Raw genomic sequence first — 24,833 nt, 5'->3', positions numbered from 1 at the left:
CACCGAATCGGCAGCCATTGTGTTTTAAATCTTAGTCTAAGCTAAACGTGAAAGGTTAATCGAATAACTCGATGACCAGCTTGTTGTCTTTAATCACAAGATTAGGTTCCGAAGACTTAATCAATGACTCTTGAACCTTATTGCTGTCGAGTTTGTAAACTGGCGACTGAGATAAGGCAAAACCAATCATAGAAACGGCAGGCTTAAGTAGTTTGGCGATCTCAGGAGAAAGCTGTTTGTCTTTTTCTTCAAAGCGCTCTAAACGCAGTGATTTCAAATAAATCTCGCCACTCTCTTTGTCATATTCAGGAATCGCACTGAACTCGATATCAAGATCCAACCTCATATTCGGCACGTTAAACACCTGAACTTGTGCATTGGTATTCGCCAGAACAGACACGCGCTCGGCATCAGCTCGGCCAATTTGCACCGCTAAGTCATCGACAGCGACTTGCGCATACATAACGTTTTGTACACCCACTTCTTGCTCTAACATCACCGAATCTTGAAGGTAGTTCGTCATTTCTTGTTCAGTCACGCTATAGCTCACACAACCACCTAGCACCAGCGCAGACGCTGCCAAAATGAACTTTTTTGCTACGTTAATTATCATCAATATCAGCTCTTTTTCGTTAGTGATTAGCGCGGAGTTTACTGTGTGATCATCAATAAACAAAACAGTAAAAACACGATATTCGTGAATACCTTTAATTAATAAGCATAAATAAGTAAAGCACCAGATTGGCTTTCCCGCTTGAGATAATGACACTTGTCAGCCAAGCGCCATCAGATTTGTGTGCTCGAATTAATTGAATTTTGCTTCTAAGCTTATGGGATATTTAGGGGGCTTACTGAAGGTTTCATCATGGATATCGAAACATGAAGAGTGAGCACAATGCCATCAAAAAGAGTATCACCTGAGCCAATAACTCGTTCTGTGATTTTGTTATGCAATACCGCATGCCTGCACCATAGTAAGTGGGTTGGAGAACTGCGTCTCCATAACTGGGAAGCTCAAGTTGCAGAAACAACCGAACAGGCCATTCACTTACTCGATACACGCAGCGAAAGCTACGCACCAATTGTGGTTTCTTGTCTAACATCATCCTCAATCGACAAACAATGTGAGCTAATATCAGCGTTAAAGGTTCACTCTCCAAATTTAAAAGCAATCGCTATCTGCAACCAACCACCAAGCCGCAACTTATCGCTCATTAAACAAACCTTTTGGGATTATTACCACCTCCCTATTGATACAGAATGGCTTTGTCGAAATTTAGGACATGCGTATGGCATGGTCGACACCAAGCAAACTAAACCTAAGTCTGCCTCGTGCCATGAATGTCAATTGGTAGGGCAATCCAGCACCATCCAACAACTTAAAAAGAAGATAACTAAGATCGCTAACAACGATTTTCCAGTACTGATTCAAGGGGAAACAGGAACAGGAAAAAGCCTATGTGCGCGTTTAATACATGAGGCCTCAGCCCGTAGCCAGAAACCTTTCATCGCCGTAAATTGTGGCGCAATTCCACAATCCCTGATCCACTCAGAGTTATTTGGTTTTGAAAAAGGCTCATTCACGGGAGCAAACAAACGCTACGTCGGACACGTGGAAAGAGCGAATGGTGGCACACTATTTTTGGATGAGATCGGCGATCTTGAGCTGTCACTACAAACTTACCTGCTCCACTTTCTCGAAAATAGCTCGATAGAGCGACTCGGCAGTAATAACCAATTACCCGTAGATTGCCGTGTAATTTTCGCCACCAACGTCAATATCGAACAAGCCGTTGCTGCGGGTAAATTTCGTAAGGATCTCTTTCATCGGATCAATGTACTTCCATTGAACCTAGTGCCACTCAATGATCACAAGGAAGACATTGAAGATTTGGTTCGATTTGAACTGAAGCACAATTACGCATCCAAAACCAAACTGCCTAGTGACACACTTGAGCAAATGAAACAGTACCATTGGCCGGGCAATGTCAGAGAGTTATTCAACTGTATAAAAAGGGCGATTGTTCTTTCGAATTCAAACGCGCTCTCTACTCGTCATATGGGGATTCAATTGAAAGATGCGTCGCCCGACACTGAGAGTGACACTCGACTTTCCTCAAAAAATGTTCGTCGTGTGATTCAGCAACACCATTACAATATTTCCCAATCAGCTAAAGCGTTGTCTATTTCTCGGACAACCTTATATAAGCTAATTAAAAAACATCAAATAGTAATTTAAGTCGCCTAGTTAATTACCTAACAAATAAAGCAGCCTAACGAACTAGGCTGCTTTAGAAATTAAGTGAGTACAACTAATGAAAGTACTTATGGCTCAGGTACAGTAAATGGACAAACATCACAGGTTGCAATGTTCGATGTTTCCATAAATGCTTCTTGCAAGAACAACGAGTCAAACGTTGCTGTTACTTGATTAGATAGCATTCCGTCTACTCCAGTTGGTAACACATTTGGCGCATAGGTTTTGCTTACTTGTGTACAAACTTGACCAATCGCATCACCAAAGTTCGGTATCCACTCACCCTCACCCGTTTTACAAGCAAACAGTTCTGGGTCGGCACTTAATGCACTACACATATTACCAGCACCACATGTGGTCACATCCTCAAGATCATCACAAGGTAAAGCGAAGTCGAGGTAATAACTGCTGTTGACGACTTCGGTAGGTAAGTCAGAACGGCTCAAAGAATCATCCTTAGAATCCACCAGCGATTCAATGGCCAATGGAATATCACCGGTATTACATATTTCAACATCATAGGTTTTCTTAAGCACAACTTGACCGCTATCAACTTCTAAGAAGCTATTACATACCTTAGAAATCTCAACCATTGGACTCAAATCTATTGGCGCACAATTGTAAGCCACGGGAGCTTGAGCATTCACGATAAGCCCGTCAAGATCCACTGAACCATCGATCACGCCGACGGCACCATTATTTACAGACAGGTAATTACCCATGAATGAGAATGACTCACCGACGCTCCACACTTCATCACCGTTACCCACCACTGGAAGCGCACCTAAGATTGGTGACTCCGATAAAAAGGCCACTTCGTAATCACCATTAGTGCCTAACGAACCAGGGCCAGTATTGGTAACCGTCACGGTGTAGTCGATGTTGAACATGCCATCAACCGTAAAACTGGTTGTGTTACAAGTCGCCGCTATGCTGATACTACATAAACTAAATGAACCGACAACGAAGTCAGCCAAAGACGCATCAATCGAACGGGAAGCTCGTGATTCCACTAAGAAGCTACTAAAACAAGGGATATCCTCAATACCAAACTCATCATTCAATAGTGCAGATAAGTTCAGGCGTCCTTCAACAAAGCTCTCCGTCGGAATAGACGTAGTTTCACCCGTTTTAGCTAGATAATCCCAACCTTGTACATTGGGTAGAGCAATTGCCCCGATAGAATCATCATTTGAAATCGCACATATCTTCTCGACACCGACAGCACCACTGCCACATCTTGCACCAACGAAATCATTAGATTTAGGGTCTCCAGCCGTCTGGAACAGTCTGGTCATGTTGTCAGTCACATCACCATTATTCAAATCCCATTGCAGCACTTCAATATAAGGTTTACCACCACTGGCTTGCGGAAAAGAAATCAAGACCAATATGTCTCCATTGACGTGCTCGCCAACGAAATCACCTTTTGTCGCTCCTGCCGGTAATCCTACTTGATCTTGCAAGAACCAAAAACCAATGTACATATCACCATTGTTCGCATATCGGTCGGCACCAAAGTAAATCAGCAAGTCACCTTCGCTTTCAAAAGCTGCGGCATACGCATTAGTAAAGTCATCTTTTGGTTGTGGTGACGCCGTACGGAATGCCCAATCTGTAATGTCGGAATCATCTTTTGATCCACCTTTCCAAAAGATTTGGTCGATACCATTACGGTCTTTTTCGAAAAATTCTGCAATCCCAACCATGCTGTTGGGGTCATTTACATCGTCCCAATCAATACCACTATTATCACTGGTCGCGTTACCATCGAGTTCCATCACATCAACAGTAGCCCACGCCAACTGAGGACTACTAAACAACAGAAGCACACTAAGTAAATAATTTATAACCTTCATGTTCTCTCTCCATTTGTTCATACTTATGCTTTTAAGGTTTTCTTCCATGCCCAAACTGGAGAAAATCCTTTAGCAATTCGTAGGTTCGATAGAGCATATTCCAAGCCAATTTCAACTAATTGATTTGGTTGATGTTTATATATTGAAGGCACACCTTTCTTGGACGTTTTGTTATCATTTGTCCATAAACCAGAGATTTGACCAAATAATCAAGGACTTGAAAGGGTGAACAAAGTGTCTAAGTCAGACATCTTTAGAACTTTGATTCGAGAAGAGTGATCTTTAAAAGGTACAATAGCGTAGCCATTCTAAGATTATCGAATAACAAGCGCTTGAATTGAAGGGTGCCGACTTAACGGGCAACTGAAGGTTCTTCTAGCTAAGCCACAGGCGAATAAACAATGACACAACTGACGATATTTTATGATGGGACTTGTCCATTGTGCGCAAAAGAGATGGCGGCACTTGCCAAGCATGATATCGAGAATAAGATTCAAACCATTGACATCTACAGCGAATCCTTTTCAGACTACCCTCAGATTGATGCCGACGCAGCCAACACCATTTTGCATGCACTGGATGAGAACGGCAAAGTGCTGTTAGGTTTAGACGTGACCTACCAAGCGTGGCGCTTAGTAGGAAAAGGTTGGCTATATGCTCCTTTGCGTTGGGCGATATTTAAGCCAATCGCAGATTGGTGTTATTTACGATTTGCCAAGAACAGATATAAAGTCTCTTTCTGGTTAACCGGAAAGTCGCGCTGCGATGGTAACAGCTGCACAAAATAGCGCTTGGTTAAGACATACCACTTGCGACTTTGTAATACACCACACCAAACAGCGCAGCAAAAACTAAAACGGTAACCGCGACTTTTAACCAAATAAACTTCATGTTTTGTCCTTTAAATTCTGTTTACTGTTTCGCGAGACAAGTTACCACAACAAAACATTCGGTTGGGTAATGATTTATAGAACTTTGTAGTGAGTCTTGATAACTAAGTGAGAACCTTTATGTCGGCAAAAGAAAGAAATCTACCTACCCATCGTATTTCAAGATTCAGTAAGTTCGCCTCGCTGGCGACAAGGGTCGCGGGCAACGTGCTAACGGAAGGCACCAAGCAGCTTGCACAAGGCAACAGACCCAAAGCAAAAGACTTACTGTTAACGCCACAGAACATTGCTCGCCTGACCGATCAACTGGCGCACCTACGTGGCGCTGCGATGAAGCTGGGGCAGATGCTATCAATGGATGCGGGCGATGTTCTAGAGCCAGAATTAGCCGACATTCTTTCTCGCCTGCGCTCCGACGCTGACCCACTGCCAACAAAGCAGCTCAATCAAGTCTTAGAGAGCTCGCTTGGGCACCAGTGGAAAACCGAATTCCTTTCCTTCAACTTTAAACCGATTGCCAGTGCGTCTATCGGACAAGTTCACCAAGCCTATAGCGATGCCGGGGACAAACTCGCCGTCAAAGTCCAATACCCAGGCATTCGAAAAAGCATCGACAGTGATGTGGACAACGTCGGCACACTGCTCAACATTGTTGGCTTGATACCAAAGTCGGTCGACTACAAAGGCTTGTTAGAAGAGGCAAAAAAACAGCTCCATGATGAAGCGGACTACGCTCGAGAGGCTGGCTATGCAACTCGTTATCACAATGCATTAAAAGAGCACTCTCACTTCGTCGTACCTAAGATTCATCCGCAAGTCTCTTCAGAATCCGTGCTCGCCATGGACTTCATCGAAGGCGTCTCTATAGAACAGATAGAAAGTTACGACCAAGACACCCGTGACTTTGTGATGCACAGCTTGCTTGAGCTTCTATTCAGAGAGTTGTTCGATTTTAAGATGGTGCAAACCGATCCCAATTTCGCCAACTACCTTTATGTTGAAAACACCCGACAAATTGGCTTATTAGATTTCGGAGCAACCCGTGAGTACAGTGACCGCTTCAGCGAGGGTTATCGCTTGGCCTTTTCCTCTGTCATTAACAACGATGAGCAAGTGCTCAACCGAGCTTTAGAGCAAATAGGATTCTTTAGCGAGACAATTCTTCCCGAACAACGCCAAGCGATTCTAAATCTAGTGAAGATGGCCTGTGAGCCGATGTTAGTTGACGAAGAGTACGACTTCAAAGCCAGTGGATTGGCACAAAGGCTTCGTGAAGCAGGCACCATTTTGAGCATGGAACAAGAGTATTGGCATACGCCGCCCGCCGATGCGCTGTTCCTGCACCGAAAAATTGGTGGCATGTATCTATTAGCGGCTCGCCTTGGTGCAAAAGTGAATATCAGTCGCTTGGTCGCTCCATATCTTATCTCAGAGAGCAAAAGCACAACTAAAAGCGCGAGTTAATGAGACAGTAAATAATACGCAAAGTGATCATTTCATCGTGCTCAAGAGTAATAACCATTACGCCAACTAAAATGAGCCAACCCTATGAAATGTTCACTACTTTGCTCAACCGCACTGATTACAAGCCTCACGAGTTCCATCGCCTTTGCAGCGAGCTGTCCCGAAATACTTAATGGCAAACAGCGCTTGTTAAACTCAACCGAAGAAATCGCCTTGTGCGATGAGTTTCAAGGCAAAACTCTATTGGTGGTAAATACGGCAAGCCAATGTGGTTTCACTCCTCAGTTCGAACAACTAGAGCAGCTCCATCAAACCTATAAAGACCAAGGCTTCACGGTTGTTGGTTTCCCAAGTAATGATTTTCGCCAAGACAGAGGCAGCGAGGAGCAATCCGCTAAAATCTGCTACTTAGATTATGGCGTCACCTTTCCGATGATGGCGCGTGCATCAATCTCTGGGCCAGAAGCGAACCCAGTCTTTGCCGAAATCCAACAACAAGCGGGCGTAACGCCTAAATGGAATTTCTATAAGTTCTTGATCAGCAAAGAAGGTAAAGTGGTCGCAACCTTCCCGAGTTCTACATCGCCAACCAGTACTATCCTTAAAACCGCTATCGAGCAGCAGTTATGAAGTCAGATTACATGGGGACAACTCAAACACGTAACACCATGGCCAAACTTGGTTATATGGGGTTAATTCCGTTTTTATTCGGTCTCCTCCTTTCGCTCACCGACAGCCAATTTATGGGGATAAGCGGTGAAACGCTCTTCATAACCTACAGTGTGGCGATTTTGAGCTTTCTTTCAGGGATCTTGTGGGCAAACGGCATCGAGAACTTTGAAAGCCAATCAAGCAACAAAGCGCTGCTGCTAAGTAATGCGATAGTGCTCGTCGCATGGTTGGCAGTGTTGCTTGGAGAGCAAAAAGAGTTTCTCACTACCCTAATTCTCATCATTGGCTACATTGCGGTTTGGCGAGCTGAAAGGTCAATGAGAGAAGAGAACCAGAGCCAAGGCCCAGATGGCTACTTGGATATGAGAACTCGGCTCACCTCTAGCGTGGTATTGATGCACGGTATCGTGATGCTAACTTAAGCATGCGATGCCTATATCTAAACGGATACATGAAGCGGGAACTAGATGATGAGCTGCATGACCAGACGAGGCTCATCGTCTCCGAAATAATTACTCTCTTCTTTGATGGTCACAAAACCCATCGACAAATACAGCTCACAAGCCGAACTGTTACTTGGATCAACGGTAAGTAAAAGCTTGGAACCTTGTGGCAAGGTTTCTATCGCCAGTTGCATCAATGAACGGCCAATCCCCATACCTCGGTAAGCAGTATCAACAGCCAGTGACAAAACCCAATACTCTTGTTGTTTGTCGGTTGGTGTCATTAATATATAGCCCGCAACCTGCGAATCTTGTTTCGCCACCAGCAAGCCCTTCCCCCAGCAATCAAATGCCTGACGAAAGAAAAACAACGGATAGGCGTGATCGCCAAATAAAGCATGTTCAAGCTGGTAGATATCAGCCAGTTCCTGTTTTTCCGCACAGACAATATTCATAGACAGACCTTAAAAGATTAACGATAAACTAGACAAGCAAAATGAGAACTACTGTCGACTCACCAACAGATTAGCACCGGATAGAGCAAGAAAAACCGAGCACGCTTTGTTGAAACGCTTGGCCATTTGAGGTTTTGAAAACCAATTTCGTAGATATAAACCAAAGGCTGCATAGATGGAAATCGCGAGCATTTCTAATACAAGGAACGTGCTGCCTAAAACAAAGAATTGAGTATTTACGTTCGCTGAAACATCGACAAATTGAGGTAGGAATGCAGTGAAGATAAGTATCGGTTTGGGGTTGCCAGCAGCCAGTGCGAACTCTTGTTTAACAAGACCAAACCAGTTCTTATTTCGTTCAATATCCGCGACCGGACTGGCTTGTGAGCGCCAAAGATTGAACGCGATCCACAACAGATACATCGCGCCAAATAGCTTGATAAGGAAAAACAGAGTTTCAGAGGTATAAAGCACAACAGCTAAACCGGATGCAGCCAAAGCAATCATGCCAGAAAAAGCGAGGATTCTTCCTAAGCCAGCGACAAAGGCGGCCTGAAATCCGTAACAACGGGCGTTGTTCATTGATAACAAATTGTTTGGGCCCGGAGTCATGTTGAGCGCAAAACAAGCGGGGATAAACAGCAGTAACTTCCAGATTTCCATTGGTGCTTCCTAATTGCCAAATGCCGTGATTATAAAATCCTTAAACAAGGTCTTATCGTTTATAACAGCATTTCATATCTTTTGTAACTGCATAAAAAATAAGCACCAAATCTATACAGTAAATTTTCAATCAGTTCTCAAAAAACTGTTCGTACTCGGGTGTCGCTAGATTTTCGGCGACACCAATCTCACCGACGAAATAGATAGCGCTCGCAATTGTATCTATCGTTGGGTTTGATTCTCGCTCTGGGAAGTCGCCAACAGCAGGAACAGATTTTGGCGCAGACACCGAACTACAAACAAGGCTATTACATACCCTGTTTTGATTTTCTAAGGAGATAGCTTCAGGAACGTCAAAGTGCTGAGTGAGTACGTCGTGGTTAGACAATTCAGACGAAGCGTACGATAAGGTTGAGAATAGAGCTGAGAGCACAATCCACTTGTTCATGTATCTTTCCATTGATGGCATTCATTGAATTTATAAATACTATCGAATCTCACACATTATGAACAGTGTTTTATTTTAATTTGCGTGAGACTGCTTACCCAGCATCAACTTGTCGAGCAGAGCTTGCGGGACAACGATCACTGAGTATTTAACAAAGGCCACCAGCGCGATTACACCAACAGCCGATCCAAGAATAAAGTCATGGACATCAACCAACACCAATCCCAGAAGTTGATCACTCGCTATCGCTACTAATGCGATGCTAACTGCGGTTACCCACTTGCTGTGTTCATAAGGTAATTGTTCCATCGCTTGGCTTACAACATACAGAAGCATGAGCCGCACAACATAAGTTGCACAAAGAACCGCGACAACACCCCACACGCCATAAATAGGCGTCACTGTGAAATAACCAATGGCCGCCAAGACCGCACATCCACCTTGAATCCACATTTGAGATTGACTCGAATCGCCACTAAAACAACCAAGGTTAAGATAATCACCTGCATTTTTGATAACGCTAATCGCAAGCAGCGCAACAACAATGGCCCCCGCGTAATGATAACTGCTCGGTAAAATGAGAGAAATAAATCCGGGTACCGTTAGAATCATCAACGAACCTAAAACAATGGCGAGGTTCACTCCGACTAACGCCCTATCGGCACACATCTTACTGCCACCCGGCTGTTGAAGCATCGCCACACGGTTTGGAAACCACCAAAGCGCGTAAGGCTGCAACAACAGACCAAGAATCAACGCGAACTTTCCGCTAACCGCATAAATCGCGAGTTCTTCGACACCGACGAAGCTTGCCATTACCCAGCGGTCGAGCCCCATGATCATATACATTGATGCACCGCCAACCAGAACGGGCAGTCCGAATTTTAAGATCTTCGCCGAGTATTTGAAGCAACCAAAAGATCCCATCTCTTGCCATTGATAACGCACTAAACAAACCATTAGCAACACACTGGATACCGCAGCTGAAATCAACACGCCATCTATACCGTATCCAGCCTCAAGCAAAACAAAAGTCATGATGGCTTGAACACCGGCTTTCAACACATTGAGCATGCAAAAACGTTTCGCCATCGCGTTCATACGCATCAGCGTTAGCGGGATAGAAATCGCCCCATCGAGCATGGTAGGAATAAGCAGAAGCAGTATCTGGTAAGGCTGGAATTCAACTGGCAACATTAAGATTAACAACGGCATACTGAGGGCAATCAAGGCGCCCCCAAGCACGCACACCAGCACGCTCAATGTGAAGCAGTTCGAGACGAGCTTTTGCTTTTCATCACCTTCGGCGACACCCACATAACGATACATGGCATCGACAATACCGAAGCTGAACAATATCGTCCCAATGTCTGCCAGCAAGACAATGGCTTCTAAGGAACCATACTCTGCCAACGTCATATTGTGCGTAATGTACGGGATCATCACCAATGAAATCCCTTTCATCATTAATATACCGATGGCGTAGTAAGCCGACTGCTTTAAAGAACCCATAGTCGTCACCTTTTCCTTACCAAGCTGGCTTTAGGAAACTTTTACAGTCTCCAATTAGGTGTCGCAATGTGCGTTTTTGAGGTGACATGACCAAAGAACGGAAACTGTAGGCAATAGCCTGTCTATTCTGTTGTAAACCTCGATAATAGTCAGCATAACCTTCCAGTATTCTCGCCTTTGCGATTTTGAAGCTAGAAGTGGGTAGATTCCATCGTTGACTGTCATTTTGGTAATGTTGAAGAATAGTCTCTATAGACTGCAAATTTCTCAATTTAAGACTTTCAGTTTGGGTAACAGAGCTCGCTCTCATCAAGTAGCCAACCTGCACCGAGTTCAACACACCGATCTGATGGTTTTCACTCATTCGAAGCCACAGTTCCCAATCTTCCCCATACTTGATGTCAGCATTGAAACTGTCTGTTTGAGAAAACACATCCGCTTTCACCATGACCGTTGAAGTTCCAATCACGTTGTTTTCAATGATGAACTCCAGCGGGTTCTCGATGTTGATGAACAGCTCGTCTTGATCTTGAAATTGCGACCAGTAACTAAAGCAATCCACGATCACTTGGTAATCTTCAGTCAGGTGTTCGTAGTTAGTAAAGCTCATCGCGAGATCAGGGTAACGTTGATGAAATTCGAGTTGGCGCTCAATTTTTTCAGGAAACCAGAAATCGTCTGCATCTAAAAAAGCGATGTATTCACCGGTCGCCTTTTCAATCCCTAGGTTTCTCGCTTGAGGCGCACCAACACCCAATGTGGACAACGTAATAATGCGTTCATCGTCTATAGAAGCAAGATACGTCGACGTTCCATCGTTACTGTTATCGTCAATGACAATCAGCTCAACATCTTGATGAGTCTGCTTTAGTACACTGCCAATCGCTTTCGGCAGGTAATCCAAACAATTGTAGGTAGGAATAACAACACTTACTTTAGCCATAATGACGCCCTCAGATTTATACGTTATATGGCTGACGTTGCATGTTCTATGCCGAGAGTGTCTTGCTATGAAATCACATCTAGATCAGCCACCTACGCGTCCATTCTCAAAATGACGACCAAACACAGATGTTCAAAAAAACTGCAACTCCAATTTGATTATCAATTTGAGAAAACGAGCTACCTCTTAAGGGGTAACCTTCGAAAAGCAATCAGAAAGCCCTCCAAAGCTACGATTCGATCTTGGTTCGTATCTTGCTTTATTGGTTATTACCTTGGCTTGATAGCTTTAGTCATATGGATTTGAGGAGTAAGGAATGAAGAAAGTAGCATTTGTGGCGCCAACCTACCCAGTACTCAGTGAGACCTTCATTCAAACAGAAGTCGACTCTGTGAAAGCGTGTGGGCACGATGTTTGTGTAATGACGTTCAAAATTGAAAACAGTGAAAAACAGTTCGACTACGACATTGTCGAAATAGGTAAAAATGTTCGGAAGGGTAAAGTCGCCAGCATTAACTGGATAGGTTTCATCAAGGCTGTCTCATTTATTTCTAAGCAAACCAGTATGCCCAAAAAGTCACTGTTCGCTTATGGGTTTAAATTAGCGCTGCAACTCGCGGAAAACGACGTCGAACACGTACATGCGCATTTCTGTCAGCACACCACAGCTCACGCCATCGTCGCGGCAAAGCTGCTGAATATCACCTGTTCGTTCGTTGCTCATGGTCATGATGTTTACGAGTTCGCTTATGACATTGAACATAAAATCTCATCGAGTGATTTTGTGGTTACAGTGTGTAAAGACATGCTTGCTGACTTCAATACCATGGCGAAAGGAAACATTAAGCTCCTGCATTGCGGAGTTAATACCAAACAATTCCAACTCAACCCAAAAATCGAAACGAAGCAACTTCGCTTTGTTTTCCTTGGCCGATTAGTGGAGCAAAAAGGTATCCACCATCTTATTGATGCATTGGCGCCGATTGCCGAACCTCTCGATATTCATCTCGATATCGTCGGTACTGGCGATTTAGAGCAACAGTTAAAGTTACAGGTCAAAGAGCAAGGGCTCACTCGAAACGTGACCTTTCTTGGCGCTAAGCCTCATGAATGGGTGAAAGAGAAACTATCGAATTATGACAGCCTAATCGCGCCCTTCTGTTTTTCCGAAACCGGGAGTGTGGATACAGGACCACTGGTTTTAAAAGAAGCGATGGCCGTAGGAACGCCAGTTATTACCACCAACATCATGGGATGCAAAGAGATCGTCTCACAAGAGACAGGTTTTGTGGTTGGCGAAAAGAATGTGGAAGAATTAAGAGAAGCGATTGAGCGTTTCGCGCAGCTGAGCAGTAACGATAAAACATCGATGAGTTTAAAGGCACGTGAGAGAGTGAAAGACAGTTTTAATTCGATCAAACAAGCTCAGCAATTATCTCGTTGGATAGAGAACCCAGCTCAATAAGGATTAACTCAGGCAGTAAGCATCACAAGGACTGCTACGCCTCACAAGAACGACTAAGCACCATAAGAAAACGGAGCACCACAAAAACAAAAGAGCGCTACATCCATTTGAAATGTAACGCTCGTCTAGCACTGCCTAATGATGGCGACTTATGCTTTCAGTGACTTTCAGTAGCTTTTCATTAAGAAGCCTAACTAGCCTGCTCGCAGTGCCAAAATAGACTCAATATCGTCGATGTCACGATATTGAGCGAGTTGTTGCTCTTTCGATGAAATAGCCACAATCGACATTCTATCGGCCAATTCGTTACCTTCAATACCAACGTGTCCGTTCACATGGTAGATGGTAATTTTTGAAGCCAGCTCTTGGTAGAGCGCATACGCCGGCTTAATAATATCGAGGTTTTTGATCTCGCCGCCCGACTTAGTCCAGCCCTTTTTCTCCCAACCCGTTGCCCACTTAGTAATACAATCTATCGAGTACTTAGAGTCACAATAGATCGCTACAGACAGACCCGCGTTTAGCTTCTCTTTTGCGAGCAAAAACGCCTGTTTAAGGCCATGCAACTCAGCGGTATTATTGGTACCAACAGGTTGATACAAGCCATACCACAATTCGGTTAATTGGTTGTTTTGGTATACCGCTAACCCCGTCCCTGCTTCACCAGGGTTTGGTTCACACGCACCATCGGTAAAGATCTTGATATCAAAAGGCATATCTGTGATTTGCTGCTCCGAAAGAGGCGGCACCTTAGCTTTCGTCGACTTACCCGCAGAGCTTGGCTTTGTCGCAGTAGAACCTGACGCAGACGACGTTTTACCACCGAAAGCAGACTCAGCCTCGTCTAGTGTTGGAAACGATTTATATCTCGCACCAGCGAAACCATCGACTTGGGATTTACACTCGTTCCAAGTGGTAAAAATACCCGGTGTGCGACCTTTCCAAACCACATAATATTTCTTAGCCAAACTAACTCCTTACCAAAACCTAAACACACAAACAGTGAATCAGTACATTAGATGCCACCACGCTATACGTTGCAAGGTCTATCACTCTAAAACAGGTCTAAAAAAGCTGCGTTCATAACTCACGATGCAATCAACTTCGTCTGCAAATTCAAACGCTTTAATACACTCAGCATCGTTCAACGATTTAATCCGATACTCTTCATAGGCAGCCAAACTTTCAAAGGTAAACAGCGCCAAGGCAATATTGTTCGCCCCTTCCGACGGTAAGAAATAACCATTGTGTTGGCCCCCGAATTTAGCGACCAGAGGAATCCACATTTTTGCGTATGCCTCAAACTCATTTACCTTTTTAGGATCAATCACATATCGAACATAACAAGTAATCATATTTATACAGCCCTTAAATAATAGGAGAAACACAAAGCCTAAGTTGACATTGAAGTTGAAGCTCACGAGAAAAGGTAATCAACCGCGACAAGGTTATAGAACAAAAACACCGCCATGCTAACGCCGATCGTTAGTAGCACATTGCCTGTTTTCCAAATCAATAAGCCAGTCACCACCGCGCCTATCAAGTATGGGTTTTCAAGGCTTGGCCAAAATGTTTGTTCAGGAGCAAATACAATTGGCCCCCAAATCGCAGTCAGCACCGCTGGGCTTGAATAGCGCAATAGGCGCCTTGCGGTTTGATTGAGTCGAAGCGGGATTGCAGGCTCAAGAAACAGATACCGACTAAAGAAAACAATCGCAGTCATGAGGAATATCGTTAACCAAATCATCTCTATTTCCCCTCCACGATTGTCTTGTTACCGTTGTTTCGCTCTTGGAACGATTCACTCAAAAAGCCCGCTAACATACCTGCAATCGCTGCAATCATTAGCCCGCCCTCAATATTGTTAACCGACATGGCAACCGAAGTGACCAATGAAACCACAACACACACCACGACGGGTAGAGTTCGGATTAATGGGAACACCAAAGCGATAAAGGTTGCTGCGACCGCGAAGTCGAGCCCAATCTCATTAAGCGAAGGAATTTGGCTTCCCGCGACAATGCCGACAAAGCTCGCAATATTCCAAACGAGATAAAAACCGCCGCCTACACCCGCAGCATACCAGCGATTAAATTCTTTCTGAGACTGCCCACTACAAATCGCGAACAGCTCGTCGGTGAGCCAAAAACCGAGTAATAGACGCCAACGCGCAGGAAGATGGCTGATTTTGTCACGCATCGATACGCTATACAGAAAGTGCCTTGAGGTGATGAACAGTGTGGTCAACAACATAGTGCCTAAACCAATACCCGCTTTAAACATACCTGCAGCAACAAGTTGTGCTGAGCCAGCAAACAAAATAGCCGACATCGCTTGCGCTTGAAGTTGATTCAATCCGGCATCTATCGCATATGAACCGGCTAGAATTCCCCAAGGGATTACCGCAATACTCAAAGGCATTCCCGCTAAAACGCCTTTCCATAACTGTGTTCGTCTATCCATTGTTTCACTATCCATATCATTCTTTTCTCTCTTTACATTCGCTATTCAATGTAAGAAGAGTGGAGTCGGTTCGATTGCACAAACTTGCTCGATTTCGCGAACCAATTAAGGTGTCCGATTTAGAGCATTTTAATGTATTGCCCCGGCGTGTAGCCATTGGCCTTTTTGAAGTGTCGATGAAAATGGCTTTGGTCGTGAAAGCCACACTCTTGCGCGGTATCTGAAATGGTATGCCCTTGCTTCAATAGCTTACGAGAAAGCCTTAGCCGAGATTGGATCTGATACGCATGTGGCGGAAGACCAAACTCTTTTTGAAAAGAACGTACTAAGTGAAACGGACTCAATGCCGCTAACTTAGATAGCTCTTCTAGGGACACATCGGCTTGTGGAAAGTCATCTAAGAACTCTTTCACTAAGACAAGTTGGCGCTGAGTTTTCCCATCGAGTTGGGGGTTAAGCGGCGATTTTCCGTGTCGGCTAATCAGTTTAACCAACATCCCGTACATCAAGGTCTCTCTTAACAAGCGATTGTCAGATTCATCAATCGTGTTAAAGACTAATCTCAATTGATTGGCGAGTTCAGGATCTTCAACAACCGCTCTTGGGAAGTAAGGCGCCCCGTAATTGGGTAGGTTTAGCTCTTGAGTGATCTTGGCAAGTTGATCTGGGAGTGGATACATGGCTCGATACGCCCAACCGCCTTCAGTGGCAGAGTGACCGCTATGGACTTCGTCGGCGTTGACCAGAATAATCGCATTTTGTGGCGCAATATGATGTCCGCCCGTTCGATAGAAACGCTGAGCGCCCTGCTCGATGACTCCCAGCGTATAGCCCTCGTGGCTGTGGCGCGAGAAGTTCTGCTTTTCGTATTCAGCATTAAGAATTTCAAGGCCGCCGAGCTCTTCGGTTATCTTATATTCGGCCTTTTCTTTAGAGCGTTTCTTGTTCTCCATAACAATTCCTAAGCCTGTTAATTATCGAGCGACTTATCAGTCTACTCTATTGTCTCTTTCAGCTTTTGTACAAAATTGCGCTTTTGTTTGTTAATACTGTTTTTGTCGTTGGCTTAATAACGCTTTCTAACTGGGAGGAAAGTCTTGGTCTATAACTAGTTGGCAAAAAATTGACAATAATTTAATCATACACGCCAATACTGTCTGCAAATCATCGGCAATAGACCTGATACACCATGAAAAACACGCTAATCCTTTTCTTTTTCCTGAGCCTAACAGGGTGCACTCATAACCAATCAAAAGCACTGAGCATGAACTCCTCGTCGGTCAATACATATCCTCAATCGATGTCGGACCTGCAACTGTGCGACACCTTGTATTACGGGCGCTCAAGCAACCAGACACTCGCAGCAATTGGCAGTGAATTCAATCGAAGAGGGTTATCAAAAAGTTGGTGTGACACCGAAACTAATAAGCTTTATTTAACCAAGACAATCGATTGGGTTGCTGACCAAGTAGAAGACAAAGAAGATTCGGAGGAAGAAGCGTCTGCCGTTGTGCTGCCTGCGAATTAAATGAGGCAATGACAGCTAAACGTCTGTTCGCACTTAATGACCTCGCTTGCTTAGGTAACTGTGTGACCTATTTTTACTCAAAAAGTCCCAAGTTAACCTGGCTGCGTTCGAAGAAAAACAACCGCTTCTTTTCGCTACACAAATATTACGAGGGTACTCGGGCGCAAGAGGGATAACATTTACGCTGGGATGAGATTCTGGAACGGCAAGCTCTGCAACAATAGAAACACCTAAGCCCGCTCTAATCAAAGCAAGTATCGAGGTCAATTGAACAATGGTGTGTTTTTCTTTAAGGCGAGATTTTGATAGCTTAAACCATTCTCTAATGAGCGCCTCGCTGCCCCCTTTACTCAGTATAAAATCTCGATCTTCGATATCCACAGCCGACAAAACTGGCAACTGGGATAAAGGGTCATCTTCATGAACTAAAGCCACCATACGGTCAGTAAAGACTGGGATGATATCTAGATCCAAATACTCTTTATCAACCGCGATTGCAAAATCTACGCGCCCCTCTCGCAATGCTAATAATGCTCCTTCGTCAGTAAACTCGCTTATTTCAATTTTAACTTGAGGTAAGTGTTGGCTGATCGCATGAATTAGGCTGGGTAAAATATGTGTGGAAGCGGATGCGCCAAAAGAAGCCACTTTCACCTGTCCAGCGCCATCTTTTTGAATAAGTCGAAGCTGTCTCAATAACACCTCTCCCTGCAATTCCTGCTTTTTAGCGAACTCAGCAATCAACCTCCCTTCCTCTGTTAACAATAAGGGGCGACTGTCTCTTCGGACTAAAGCGAAACCTAACACATCTTCAGCTCGTCGAAGAGCCTTGCTCGCAGCGGGTTGGCTGACTCCTAATACCAGAGCGGCATCAGTGATACTTCCGAGTGCTAGTAGCTGCAGAAGTAATTTGGGAACTAATGATGGGATGCTTTCCAAGTCTTCAACCATTTATATAACCTCAGGTTATTTTGATATCTATCTCTATGCTAGCAGACTACTTTTTCCGAAAAATAGATACCAGTCACCCGGAGAAAACAAATGACTATAGAAACATGGCTAACCTTCTGCCTCGCTTCACTTATCTTAACCATGACGCCAGGTCCCAGCATTTTGTTGGGCGTCATTCATTCAATGAAATATGGCGTCAATAAAGCTGTTTTTACGGCACTAGGCGATATCTCAGCAAACTTCATACAGATGATCATTGTTGCTGTTGGACTTGGCGTCATAATGTCAACGTCTGAGCTGGCGTTCACCGTTATCAAGTGGCTTGGGGTCACAACATTGCTGTATATGGGTATCAAGATGTTGCGTGATAAACCTGAGTGTGATGTACAAATAACCACCAATTCATCCACCGCGATTTCAGGCCACAGACTCTATTTAAGTGGTTTCTTCGTTGCAGCGGGTAACCCCAAAGCGATTGTCTTTTTCACTGCATTCTTCCCCCAGTTCATAGACCCAACCAAGCCCCTGTTATCACAAATGTTGGTGATGTGCCCCACAATGGCAGTGTTGGATTTTACGTGGGTGATGATTTACGCCACCTCTGCCAAGAAGCTTCTTGGGTTTATGCAAGATCACCCAACGTACCTGAATAAAATCGGTGGCTCAGCGCTTTTAACTGCAGCCATCGTACTCGCAGTAACAAGTCACAGCTCCAACCTATAGTCGAGCCAGTAAAGGAAAAAACAATAAATTGAGTTTCATTCGAGGGGAAAAATCGTCTACTGTAACGCTACCTGCGGATTAATCGGATAAGTATTGTTAACGTCCTTAAATACGCTAGCAGTACTTCTGGCAATAAAACTGGAGCAAACTAATTGATCTGCATGCCTTTGCTCACATCAATATGCATTTGCATTGATAAATGTTAACAATTGGTTAATTATCCATATCCATTATTACTATAAGGAAATAACCAATGAAATGGATACTTGTTGCATTCGTCAGTGTTTTCTCTGTGTTCACATACGCAAAAGATTGGAAACAAATTCGCTTTACTGTTGAAGGGGCCTACCCACCGTTCAGTTGGACAACGCAAGATGGTGAATTAGAGGGGTTTGAAGTCGATTTAGCCAACGCCTTGTGTATCGAATTAGAAGTAAAATGTATCATCTCAAAGACTGATTGGGACGGTATTATCCCATCACTTTTAAGCCGTAAAAACGATGCAATTATAGCGGCTATGACCATTACCGAAGAACGTGAAAAGAAAGTTAATTTCACTATGCCTTACGCTAAAGTTCCCACTCGTTTTGTCATGGAAAAGGGGCGTGAAATCAATATGGATGACGGCAGCTTAAATGAACTAACAATTGGGGTTCAACGAGCAACTATTGGTGACAAGTACCTTTCTGAGATCTATCCAGATGTAGATATCAAACGTTACGGCTCATTCGATGAAGCCTTTACCGATTTACTCAACGGCCGCTTAGATAGCGTGTTTGGTGGTTCAATGGGGCTCAACGCAGGCTTTCTTGAAACGGATCAGGGTAAGGACTATCACTTTACAGGCCCTAAATTTACAGAAGAGAAGTGGTTTGGTCGTGGTATTGGAGTCGCTGTTAGAAAACAAGATGACGAATTAAAAGATCTTATCGATAGTGGAATACAAAGACTGATCGACAATGGTCAACATCAAAAAATCGCAAGTAAATACTTTTCATACAGCATTTACGAGTAGGCTGATGTACAGAGTGAACACCACCAATCACGAACTGTTGTTCACTTTTTGAAAGTTTCAGATAGCAAAAAGCCGCTCATAAAGAGCGGCTTTTTTAAGGTGATGCTTGCAACATAACTCTGCATAGCTCAAACAGACAATCAATTACTTAAGATGATATTTGCAGCATAAGTTCGCATAACATTGCATCGAAAGTCTGCAAATTTGAACAACGACTAAAATTCAACGTAGTAAAATTACCACGCTCCAATTAATCCTCTAGCGACATGTGTGTAACAAACTTTTGGACATTTCCGAGTTAGAACCTCCACTCTAACTTGTCAGTATCAGATTAAAATTTGATACTTAAACTAATGAATCCTCATATCAAGGATGTTCACCGCCCTGATTTAGGGAATGAACTGCGCCATCAAAAACCATTAAGAGTTACGTAACTCTTACGCTTTTGATGGCATAGGACATACCGAAAAATAACGATTCTAAACCTTGCAAAGTCGTAGGTTTTCAATGTGAGATAAACTTATCGGCACTTCCTTCATTCCTTCCAAGGACGCTTGACCTCCGACTCTAACCCGGCGAATGATACCTTGTTTAGAATCAATGGTAACTTGAATCAAAGATAAGGCCCCCATTGAGCGTCCTTGCTCTAAAGCGAACGTTAAGCTATCAGTGATGCCATGCTTAATAAGATAACAACCTAAAGCCCCACTCGCACTGCCTGTCGCTGATTCTTCATTGATACCATATAAAGGTGCGAAATTTCGGCAATGGGCAATCGTTGCCTTATCGTTGCTAAGTTCAAATACGTGGAAACCGATAGTATTGAACTCTTGGCTTAGCTTCGATATCGCAGCAAAGTTAGGCTTTAGGATATCTAAATGTCCAGTCTGCACAGGGACAATGATATCGGGTAAACCTGTCGAGATGATTTCAATAGGCAATCCCGTACTCGTAATCACGTCACTGGATATGCCAATAGCATAAGCGATGTCTTTAACATGAGGGGCGCGACGAAACAGAGGTTTGGTTTGATCCATTACAATAGAGCTATCATCGACGGCTACATGAAGAATACCTGCTTTTGTTTGTTGTGTGTAACAACCTTGCTCAATGAACCCCTGCGAAGCCAATACGAAAAATGCAGCCAAAGTGGCATGACCACAAAAGTCCACTTCCCCTTCAGCAGTAAAAAATTCCACCTTGAAATCTGTTTCTTTATTGGTGTACACAAAGGCCGTTTCAGAAAAGCCAACCTGTCGCGCGATGTATGTTTTTTGTTCTGTACTAAGGGAAGGTGGGCCTATAACAACTCCAGCAGGATTTCCGCCTAATCCGCCTTTAGTAAATGAATTAACAAGATAGACGTTTATGTCATGTTCAATGGCGAGTGTCGTATCAATAGTCACAGCTTCATTTCCTTAAAATTACCAAGTTCGATCTAAGTCTTGCGCGTAAAGCCTGATAGCTCGTTTGTACGTTAAAATCTCCTCTGAGCTTGTTGTGTCAATCAGGAGGTTTAATAACCTCTCGACCGCGTTTTTATCCTCTCCAAGGTTATACAAACACATTGCATAAAATGGCATCGCCTCCTTTGTATTGGGGAAAAGAGTGCATGCTTTTTCAAACCAAACGGCTGCTTCATGATATTTCCCGAGGCTTCTCAGCGTGCTAGCCAGGCTAAATAGAGCCTCAAAATGGTCTTTCTCACCGAGGTCACCAGTTAGTGCGGAGTTATAATGCCGAACTGCTTCTGACTCAAGTCTTTGATTATCATAAGATCATCCAATATGGAGGTATGATATCTTTGTTGCTAAGAAGATTGGCCAAATTAACTACGCCACTACATAACTCAATTTGAGGTGGTTTAGCTTTCTATCCGAATTACTCAGCGGAGTCTTTCACCAATGCTTCCAGCTTATCAAGTGGTACATATCCGGGAATTATTTGACCATTTAACAACATTCCGGGCGTTCCTCACATGCCTAACTGGTTAAATATCTGGTAGTTTTTTGCAAGCATCTCATCGGTCAAAGCATCTGATTTGATATGGTTCTCAAGACCTAGTCTTTTAGCAATTCGTTCAATAGAACGATGATCATGTATTCCTGGTTTTTTAATAAGCAACGCATGAGTTTCAGCAAACTTTTCTGGATGGTTCTCCCACACATTTAAGGCAAAACTCGCTGAATTGGAATGGCTTGACATCTCTTTAATAGGCACGTAAACATTCACAACTTTAATATCATTGGAATATTTATCTACAAGTTGATCTAACACACTATCTAATTTCTTGCACCAAGGACAACTGTAATCTGTAAAATTAATGATCGTAGTTTTCGCATTACTAGAACCAAAGCTTGTGTGATTAGAGTTATTGTACATATAGTCGTAATTTTCAGCGATTGTACCCTCGAAAGCTTTTTGTTGATTCACATACAAGTGTAAGCTTTCATGGAGGTTATCTATAATCAAAGGATTTTCTTGAAGTATCTTAGTAATGTCTTCAATTTTATCATCATGTGTCGTTGCTAACGCAAGCGGTGAAACGAATACACTTGCAATCAATATTTTATAACCAATCTTCATCTCATTTTCTCAATTATTATACAAACCAAATCCTAGCCAAGAGACCAATAGGAGTCGTGAAACCAGTGGTAACGAATTGAATTTGACCATCTTTAACAACTGCGATCGTCGGAGTAACTAAAATCCCCCAAGCTCTCGCATTCAATCCTCGTGAATCATTCAAATTCGAAAAGTCATAATGGTGAGCTTCTAAAAACTTCGCTATTCGGTCATCAGGTCCAGAGCTAATTGACACACCAATAACTTCATAAGAATCCATTTTATCTATCAAGTTGATGGTCGGGCTGACAAACTTACAGACTGGACACCAAGTTGCCCAAAAGTAAACGATGACAGGCTTTTCTTTACTCATTTCAAATATATCGACACTTTTACCATCAATCGACTGGCCAACAATGTTGGGAGCATTAGCAACAGGAATACTCTGTTGCCTCCACAAATCCACCCCGATCGAAAAGACAACAGCAATAAAAACGAAAAGACCAATCTCTTTAAGCCAACGCCTTAATTTTTTATATTTCACTCTTTATTATTTCCGTTCGCTGTCTCAATCGCACTTATCACAGATTCATCTGTAAGAATAATGGGAAGAGGTATTCCATTAGGGGCTTTAGGACCATAAACGATATTGAATGGGACACCAAATCGTCCATTTTCTTGCAGGTAGCTCGTTACACTTTGGCTAGGTACTGTCCAGTCGCCCTCCATTGCAACAACATCTGAATGATGCAGCATTCCATAGACTGGGTCTTGTAGTAACACACCAATCTTATTAGCTTTACAAGTAATACACCAATCGGCAGTAACATTGACAAAAACAACTTTTCCGTCAGCAATATGATTTTCAATTGCTGTTGTTGAAAGTGGCTCCCAGTTTGGCTCAGGAGGGAGTAATGTGGCCGATTTATTAGAAGTTATGCTGCCTACAACCAGACTTGCTGAAGCTAATATAATCAGAGCACCTCCTGTCCATGTGGCAACCTTTTTTCCATACACACGCAATGTACGCATGACTAATAGAGCCAAAGCTACTATTGAAATTACATATACCCATAACATTGGCACGTGGTTAGATAACAGACTTAACAACCAAACGCTGGTTATCAGCATCATAAAGCCAAATAACAACTTGATTTTATTCATCCATTGACCCGGCTTTGGCAGTCTTAGTGCAACCGATGGGAATAGAGCCACAACTATCCATGGTGATGCCATACCCAAAGCCAATGCCGTGAATATCAAAAACATAACTGGAATACTTGTCGCGAGAGCAAACGCCACAGCTGTGCCTAAAAATGGAGCTGAACACGGCGTGGCAAGCAATGTCGCAAACATACCTTGAGTAAAGTGTCCTTTATATGAGTTATCCCCTTTTGTTGCTAGCCACGTGTTTGCGTTAGAGGACAAGCGTATTTCAAATAACCCCAGCATATTTGCCCCAAATACGCCTGTGATGAATACCATTAACCCAATAAACCAAGCGTTCTGGAATTGGATCCCCCATCCAATAGCGCTACCTGATAGCTTTAGGACGGTTAGAAATAGTGCAATCAACCAAAATGAAACCAGGATACCTAAGGAAGAAGACAAAAACTGAAAGCGTATCTGTCTTTTCTCTAAACCTTGAGTCGAGACAATACTACTCAATTTCATTCCTAAAACGGGTAGGACACATGGCATGATATTAAGAATGAAGCCACCAAACAAAGCGAATAGAATCATCTGAGCGATATTAAAATTGCCCCGATCTTCAATAATCATTTGAGATTTGACTGTAGTGGCGTGCTCAGCAATGAAGTTATTGTCATCTAAAGTGACGGTTATCGTTTGCTCATCAAGCTGAGGTGTCCCCATCCAGTTGGTGACGTCAAAAGTCGCAACCAGTTTGTTCCCTTCAACCTCGAAAACGGGTTGTGTGAATGCCGAGTCTCGGACTTCTTCTGTGGTACCATCTATTAACATGTCGGGCTCCGTCCAACCCATGCTATTCTCGACAGTGACTTGTAACTTACTATTTTGTTCATCCCAGATAGCGTTCACATTTTTAATAAGAGGGGATGGTTTGGGCACTAAGTTCATCCCTTGAGCGTAAATATGCATAGCAGATTCAGAAAGCTTCAGCTCTGAGGGAATAAATGATATTTCAAAAGGATAGTCGGTCAAAACACAGACTGTCGTGCATGATGATAGTGTCAGATTTGCATCTAATACCACCGGTGAATCTAAATCGTCTACATGTAGGGTCATAGGAAAGATAACGTTGCCTTTATAGCCCAATGTCTCAATACCTAAAAGCTCAAATCTCTTTGGATGAGGCCAATGCCATACAATATCACTAAGGTTTTTAGACCCATCCCAAGTCATACTTGGCGCGACCCCACCTTCACCAGGGCCCTATCTGGCAGGGTAGATGTCACTGTTAAAATTTAACCAGTTTGGGCGATAAAGAGTAATTGTGTCTCGTATCTCAGTAGAAAGAAAAGAAGCTATATTGAA

26 protein-coding genes and 1 pseudogene are annotated in these 24,833 nt (G+C 43.4%); 9 read left to right on the top strand and 18 right to left on the bottom strand.

Translation table 11 applies throughout. The features are described 5' to 3' along the window. Positions 1-55 precede the first annotated feature (55 nt). Positions 56-613 (bottom strand): DUF1439 domain-containing protein, encoded by a 558-nt coding sequence (locus tag F0229_RS19105; protein ID WP_055320121.1) that lies wholly within the window; start codon positions 611-613, stop codon positions 56-58. A gap of 282 nt (positions 614-895) precedes the next feature. Between F0229_RS19105 and F0229_RS19100 the strand changes: the two genes are divergently transcribed. Then, entirely contained in the window at positions 896-2,239 is a 1,344-nt protein-coding gene (locus F0229_RS19100; RefSeq protein WP_171733473.1) for a sigma-54-dependent Fis family transcriptional regulator, read from the top strand. A gap of 86 nt (positions 2,240-2,325) precedes the next feature. Here the strand turns inward: F0229_RS19100 and F0229_RS19095 are convergent, their stop codons facing one another. Beyond that, the gene (locus tag F0229_RS19095; protein WP_171733472.1) at positions 2,326-4,116 is read right to left on the bottom strand and encodes a hypothetical protein; all 1,791 of its coding nucleotides are present in this window, start codon (positions 4,114-4,116) and stop codon (positions 2,326-2,328) included. 401 nt (positions 4,117-4,517) lie between these two features. On the opposite strand from F0229_RS19095, the gene F0229_RS19090 reads away from it, so the two are divergent. The 4 genes from F0229_RS19090 (at position 4,518) to F0229_RS19075 (ending at position 7,564) form a co-directional block, all read left to right on the top strand. Further along, entirely contained in the window at positions 4,518-4,904 is a 387-nt protein-coding gene (locus F0229_RS19090) for a thiol-disulfide oxidoreductase DCC family protein (protein ID WP_171733471.1), read from the top strand. Positions 4,905-5,126: 222 nt separating this feature from the next. Next, positions 5,127-6,470 carry an AarF/ABC1/UbiB kinase family protein gene (locus F0229_RS19085; RefSeq protein ID WP_171733470.1) on the top strand — a complete coding sequence of 448 codons (1,344 nt, stop codon included), beginning with the start codon at positions 5,127-5,129 and terminating at the stop codon, positions 6,468-6,470. 84 nt (positions 6,471-6,554) lie between these two features. Further along, the gene (locus F0229_RS19080) at positions 6,555-7,100 is read left to right on the top strand and encodes a glutathione peroxidase (RefSeq protein ID WP_171733469.1); all 546 of its coding nucleotides are present in this window, start codon (positions 6,555-6,557) and stop codon (positions 7,098-7,100) included. Continuing rightward, positions 7,097-7,564 (top strand): DUF3429 domain-containing protein, encoded by a 468-nt coding sequence (locus tag F0229_RS19075; RefSeq protein WP_102478646.1) that lies wholly within the window; start codon positions 7,097-7,099, stop codon positions 7,562-7,564. Before F0229_RS19080 ends, F0229_RS19075 begins: the two co-directional genes overlap by 4 nt. 41 nt (positions 7,565-7,605) lie before the next feature. On the opposite strand, the gene F0229_RS19070 is transcribed toward F0229_RS19075, so the two are convergent. The 5 genes from F0229_RS19070 to F0229_RS19050 form a co-directional block, all read right to left on the bottom strand. After that, entirely contained in the window at positions 7,606-8,040 is a 435-nt protein-coding gene (locus F0229_RS19070) for an N-acetyltransferase (RefSeq protein WP_055320100.1), read from the bottom strand. A 48-nt stretch (positions 8,041-8,088) separates the two neighbouring features. Beyond that, entirely contained in the window at positions 8,089-8,703 is a 615-nt protein-coding gene (locus F0229_RS19065; protein WP_171733468.1) for a LysE family translocator, read from the bottom strand. 130 nt (positions 8,704-8,833) lie between these two features. After that, complete coding sequence (locus tag F0229_RS19060; RefSeq protein WP_017070274.1) at positions 8,834-9,151, bottom strand: hypothetical protein; 318 nt, start codon at positions 9,149-9,151, stop codon at positions 8,834-8,836. A 75-nt stretch (positions 9,152-9,226) separates the two neighbouring features. After that, a complete protein-coding gene (locus F0229_RS19055; protein ID WP_017067059.1) occupies positions 9,227-10,663 on the bottom strand; it encodes a lipopolysaccharide biosynthesis protein in 1,437 nt (478 codons plus the stop codon). A gap of 16 nt (positions 10,664-10,679) precedes the next feature. Next, positions 10,680-11,606 carry a glycosyltransferase gene (locus F0229_RS19050; protein ID WP_017062218.1) on the bottom strand — a complete coding sequence of 309 codons (927 nt, stop codon included), beginning with the start codon at positions 11,604-11,606 and terminating at the stop codon, positions 10,680-10,682. A 316-nt stretch (positions 11,607-11,922) separates the two neighbouring features. On the opposite strand from F0229_RS19050, the gene F0229_RS19045 reads away from it, so the two are divergent. After that, the gene (locus tag F0229_RS19045) at positions 11,923-13,071 is read left to right on the top strand and encodes a glycosyltransferase family 4 protein (RefSeq protein WP_171733467.1); all 1,149 of its coding nucleotides are present in this window, start codon (positions 11,923-11,925) and stop codon (positions 13,069-13,071) included. Between the two features lie 194 nt (positions 13,072-13,265). Here F0229_RS19045 and F0229_RS19040 read toward each other — a convergent pair whose 3' ends face one another. The 5 genes from F0229_RS19040 to F0229_RS19020 form a co-directional block, all read right to left on the bottom strand. Continuing rightward, positions 13,266-14,039: a viroplasmin family protein gene (locus tag F0229_RS19040; RefSeq protein WP_017070271.1), complete on the bottom strand. Its 774-nt coding sequence runs from the start codon at positions 14,037-14,039 to the stop codon at positions 13,266-13,268. Positions 14,040-14,120: 81 nt separating this feature from the next. Beyond that, entirely contained in the window at positions 14,121-14,426 is a 306-nt protein-coding gene (locus F0229_RS19035; RefSeq protein WP_017070270.1) for an NIPSNAP family protein, read from the bottom strand. Positions 14,427-14,488: 62 nt separating this feature from the next. Further along, positions 14,489-14,818 (bottom strand): AzlD domain-containing protein, encoded by a 330-nt coding sequence (locus F0229_RS19030; protein ID WP_029235401.1) that lies wholly within the window; start codon positions 14,816-14,818, stop codon positions 14,489-14,491. Between the two features lie 2 nt (positions 14,819-14,820). Next, positions 14,821-15,549, bottom strand: a complete 729-nt coding sequence (locus F0229_RS19025; protein ID WP_029235402.1) for an AzlC family ABC transporter permease — start codon at positions 15,547-15,549, stop codon at positions 14,821-14,823. Positions 15,550-15,653: 104 nt separating this feature from the next. Beyond that, entirely contained in the window at positions 15,654-16,487 is an 834-nt protein-coding gene (locus F0229_RS19020) for an AraC family transcriptional regulator (protein ID WP_050634771.1), read from the bottom strand. A 236-nt stretch (positions 16,488-16,723) separates the two neighbouring features. On the opposite strand from F0229_RS19020, the gene F0229_RS19015 reads away from it, so the two are divergent. Beyond that, complete coding sequence (locus F0229_RS19015) at positions 16,724-17,062, top strand: hypothetical protein (protein WP_171733466.1); 339 nt, start codon at positions 16,724-16,726, stop codon at positions 17,060-17,062. Between the two features lie 33 nt (positions 17,063-17,095). On the opposite strand, the gene F0229_RS19010 is transcribed toward F0229_RS19015, so the two are convergent. After that, positions 17,096-18,013: a LysR family transcriptional regulator gene (locus tag F0229_RS19010; RefSeq protein ID WP_102440901.1), complete on the bottom strand. Its 918-nt coding sequence runs from the start codon at positions 18,011-18,013 to the stop codon at positions 17,096-17,098. Between the two features lie 90 nt (positions 18,014-18,103). On the opposite strand from F0229_RS19010, the gene F0229_RS19005 reads away from it, so the two are divergent. Together F0229_RS19005 and F0229_RS19000 are read left to right on the top strand one after the other, a co-directional pair. Then, entirely contained in the window at positions 18,104-18,736 is a 633-nt protein-coding gene (locus F0229_RS19005; RefSeq protein WP_102440900.1) for a LysE family translocator, read from the top strand. Between the two features lie 253 nt (positions 18,737-18,989). Next, positions 18,990-19,751, top strand: a complete 762-nt coding sequence (locus F0229_RS19000; RefSeq protein WP_004736414.1) for a transporter substrate-binding domain-containing protein — start codon at positions 18,990-18,992, stop codon at positions 19,749-19,751. Positions 19,752-20,230: 479 nt separating this feature from the next. On the opposite strand, the gene F0229_RS18995 is transcribed toward F0229_RS19000, so the two are convergent. The 5 genes and pseudogenes from F0229_RS18995 to F0229_RS18975 form a co-directional block, all read right to left on the bottom strand. Continuing rightward, a complete protein-coding gene (locus F0229_RS18995) occupies positions 20,231-21,157 on the bottom strand; it encodes a PhzF family phenazine biosynthesis isomerase (RefSeq protein WP_171733465.1) in 927 nt (308 codons plus the stop codon). Positions 21,158-21,175: 18 nt separating this feature from the next. Next, positions 21,176-21,496: pseudogene (locus tag F0229_RS18990) on the bottom strand (tol-pal system YbgF family protein); the annotation flags it as partial. 229 nt (positions 21,497-21,725) lie between these two features. Beyond that, positions 21,726-22,337 carry a thioredoxin domain-containing protein gene (locus F0229_RS18985; protein WP_253821010.1) on the bottom strand — a complete coding sequence of 204 codons (612 nt, stop codon included), beginning with the start codon at positions 22,335-22,337 and terminating at the stop codon, positions 21,726-21,728. 16 nt (positions 22,338-22,353) lie between these two features. Beyond that, entirely contained in the window at positions 22,354-22,860 is a 507-nt protein-coding gene (locus tag F0229_RS18980; RefSeq protein WP_016787633.1) for a protein disulfide oxidoreductase, read from the bottom strand. After that, positions 22,857-24,701, bottom strand: coding sequence for a thioredoxin family protein (locus F0229_RS18975; RefSeq protein WP_253821009.1), 1,845 nt, complete (start codon positions 24,699-24,701; stop codon positions 22,857-22,859). The genes F0229_RS18980 and F0229_RS18975 overlap by 4 nt, the downstream gene beginning before the upstream one ends. Positions 24,702-24,833 lie beyond the last annotated feature (132 nt).

The sequence above is a fragment of the Vibrio sp. AIC-3 genome (genome assembly GCF_013114515.1).
Lineage (GTDB): Bacteria > Pseudomonadota > Gammaproteobacteria > Enterobacterales > Vibrionaceae > Vibrio > Vibrio crassostreae_C.
Note: the sequence above shows the minus strand (reverse complement) of the source record. Positions and strands in the feature narration are given on the sequence as shown.

What these genes read in the sequence shown, in the direction of transcription:
- F0229_RS19105 (WP_055320121.1), bottom strand. Translation starts at nt 613, where the DNA reads ATGATAATTAACGTAGCAAAAAAGTTCATTTTGGCAGCGTCTGCGCTG.
- F0229_RS19100 (WP_171733473.1), top strand. Translation starts at nt 896, where the DNA reads ATGCCATCAAAAAGAGTATCACCTGAGCCAATAACTCGTTCTGTGATT.
- F0229_RS19095 (WP_171733472.1), bottom strand. Translation starts at nt 4,116, where the DNA reads ATGAAGGTTATAAATTATTTACTTAGTGTGCTTCTGTTGTTTAGTAGT.
- F0229_RS19090 (WP_171733471.1), top strand. Translation starts at nt 4,518, where the DNA reads ATGACACAACTGACGATATTTTATGATGGGACTTGTCCATTGTGCGCA.
- F0229_RS19085 (WP_171733470.1), top strand. Translation starts at nt 5,127, where the DNA reads ATGTCGGCAAAAGAAAGAAATCTACCTACCCATCGTATTTCAAGATTC.
- F0229_RS19080 (WP_171733469.1), top strand. Translation starts at nt 6,555, where the DNA reads ATGAAATGTTCACTACTTTGCTCAACCGCACTGATTACAAGCCTCACG.
- F0229_RS19075 (WP_102478646.1), top strand. Translation starts at nt 7,097, where the DNA reads ATGAAGTCAGATTACATGGGGACAACTCAAACACGTAACACCATGGCC.
- F0229_RS19070 (WP_055320100.1), bottom strand. Translation starts at nt 8,040, where the DNA reads ATGAATATTGTCTGTGCGGAAAAACAGGAACTGGCTGATATCTACCAG.
- F0229_RS19065 (WP_171733468.1), bottom strand. Translation starts at nt 8,703, where the DNA reads ATGGAAATCTGGAAGTTACTGCTGTTTATCCCCGCTTGTTTTGCGCTC.
- F0229_RS19060 (WP_017070274.1), bottom strand. Translation starts at nt 9,151, where the DNA reads ATGAACAAGTGGATTGTGCTCTCAGCTCTATTCTCAACCTTATCGTAC.
- F0229_RS19055 (WP_017067059.1), bottom strand. Translation starts at nt 10,663, where the DNA reads ATGGGTTCTTTAAAGCAGTCGGCTTACTACGCCATCGGTATATTAATG.
- F0229_RS19050 (WP_017062218.1), bottom strand. Translation starts at nt 11,606, where the DNA reads ATGGCTAAAGTAAGTGTTGTTATTCCTACCTACAATTGTTTGGATTAC.
- F0229_RS19045 (WP_171733467.1), top strand. Translation starts at nt 11,923, where the DNA reads ATGAAGAAAGTAGCATTTGTGGCGCCAACCTACCCAGTACTCAGTGAG.
- F0229_RS19035 (WP_017070270.1), bottom strand. Translation starts at nt 14,426, where the DNA reads ATGATTACTTGTTATGTTCGATATGTGATTGATCCTAAAAAGGTAAAT.
- F0229_RS19030 (WP_029235401.1), bottom strand. Translation starts at nt 14,818, where the DNA reads ATGATTTGGTTAACGATATTCCTCATGACTGCGATTGTTTTCTTTAGT.
- F0229_RS19025 (WP_029235402.1), bottom strand. Translation starts at nt 15,549, where the DNA reads ATGGATAGTGAAACAATGGATAGACGAACACAGTTATGGAAAGGCGTT.
- F0229_RS19020 (WP_050634771.1), bottom strand. Translation starts at nt 16,487, where the DNA reads ATGGAGAACAAGAAACGCTCTAAAGAAAAGGCCGAATATAAGATAACC.
- F0229_RS19015 (WP_171733466.1), top strand. Translation starts at nt 16,724, where the DNA reads ATGAAAAACACGCTAATCCTTTTCTTTTTCCTGAGCCTAACAGGGTGC.
- F0229_RS19010 (WP_102440901.1), bottom strand. Translation starts at nt 18,013, where the DNA reads ATGGTTGAAGACTTGGAAAGCATCCCATCATTAGTTCCCAAATTACTT.
- F0229_RS19005 (WP_102440900.1), top strand. Translation starts at nt 18,104, where the DNA reads ATGACTATAGAAACATGGCTAACCTTCTGCCTCGCTTCACTTATCTTA.
- F0229_RS19000 (WP_004736414.1), top strand. Translation starts at nt 18,990, where the DNA reads ATGAAATGGATACTTGTTGCATTCGTCAGTGTTTTCTCTGTGTTCACA.
- F0229_RS18985 (WP_253821010.1), bottom strand. Translation starts at nt 22,337, where the DNA reads ATGAAGATTGGTTATAAAATATTGATTGCAAGTGTATTCGTTTCACCG.
- F0229_RS18975 (WP_253821009.1), bottom strand. Translation starts at nt 24,701, where the DNA reads ATGACTTGGGATGGGTCTAAAAACCTTAGTGATATTGTATGGCATTGG.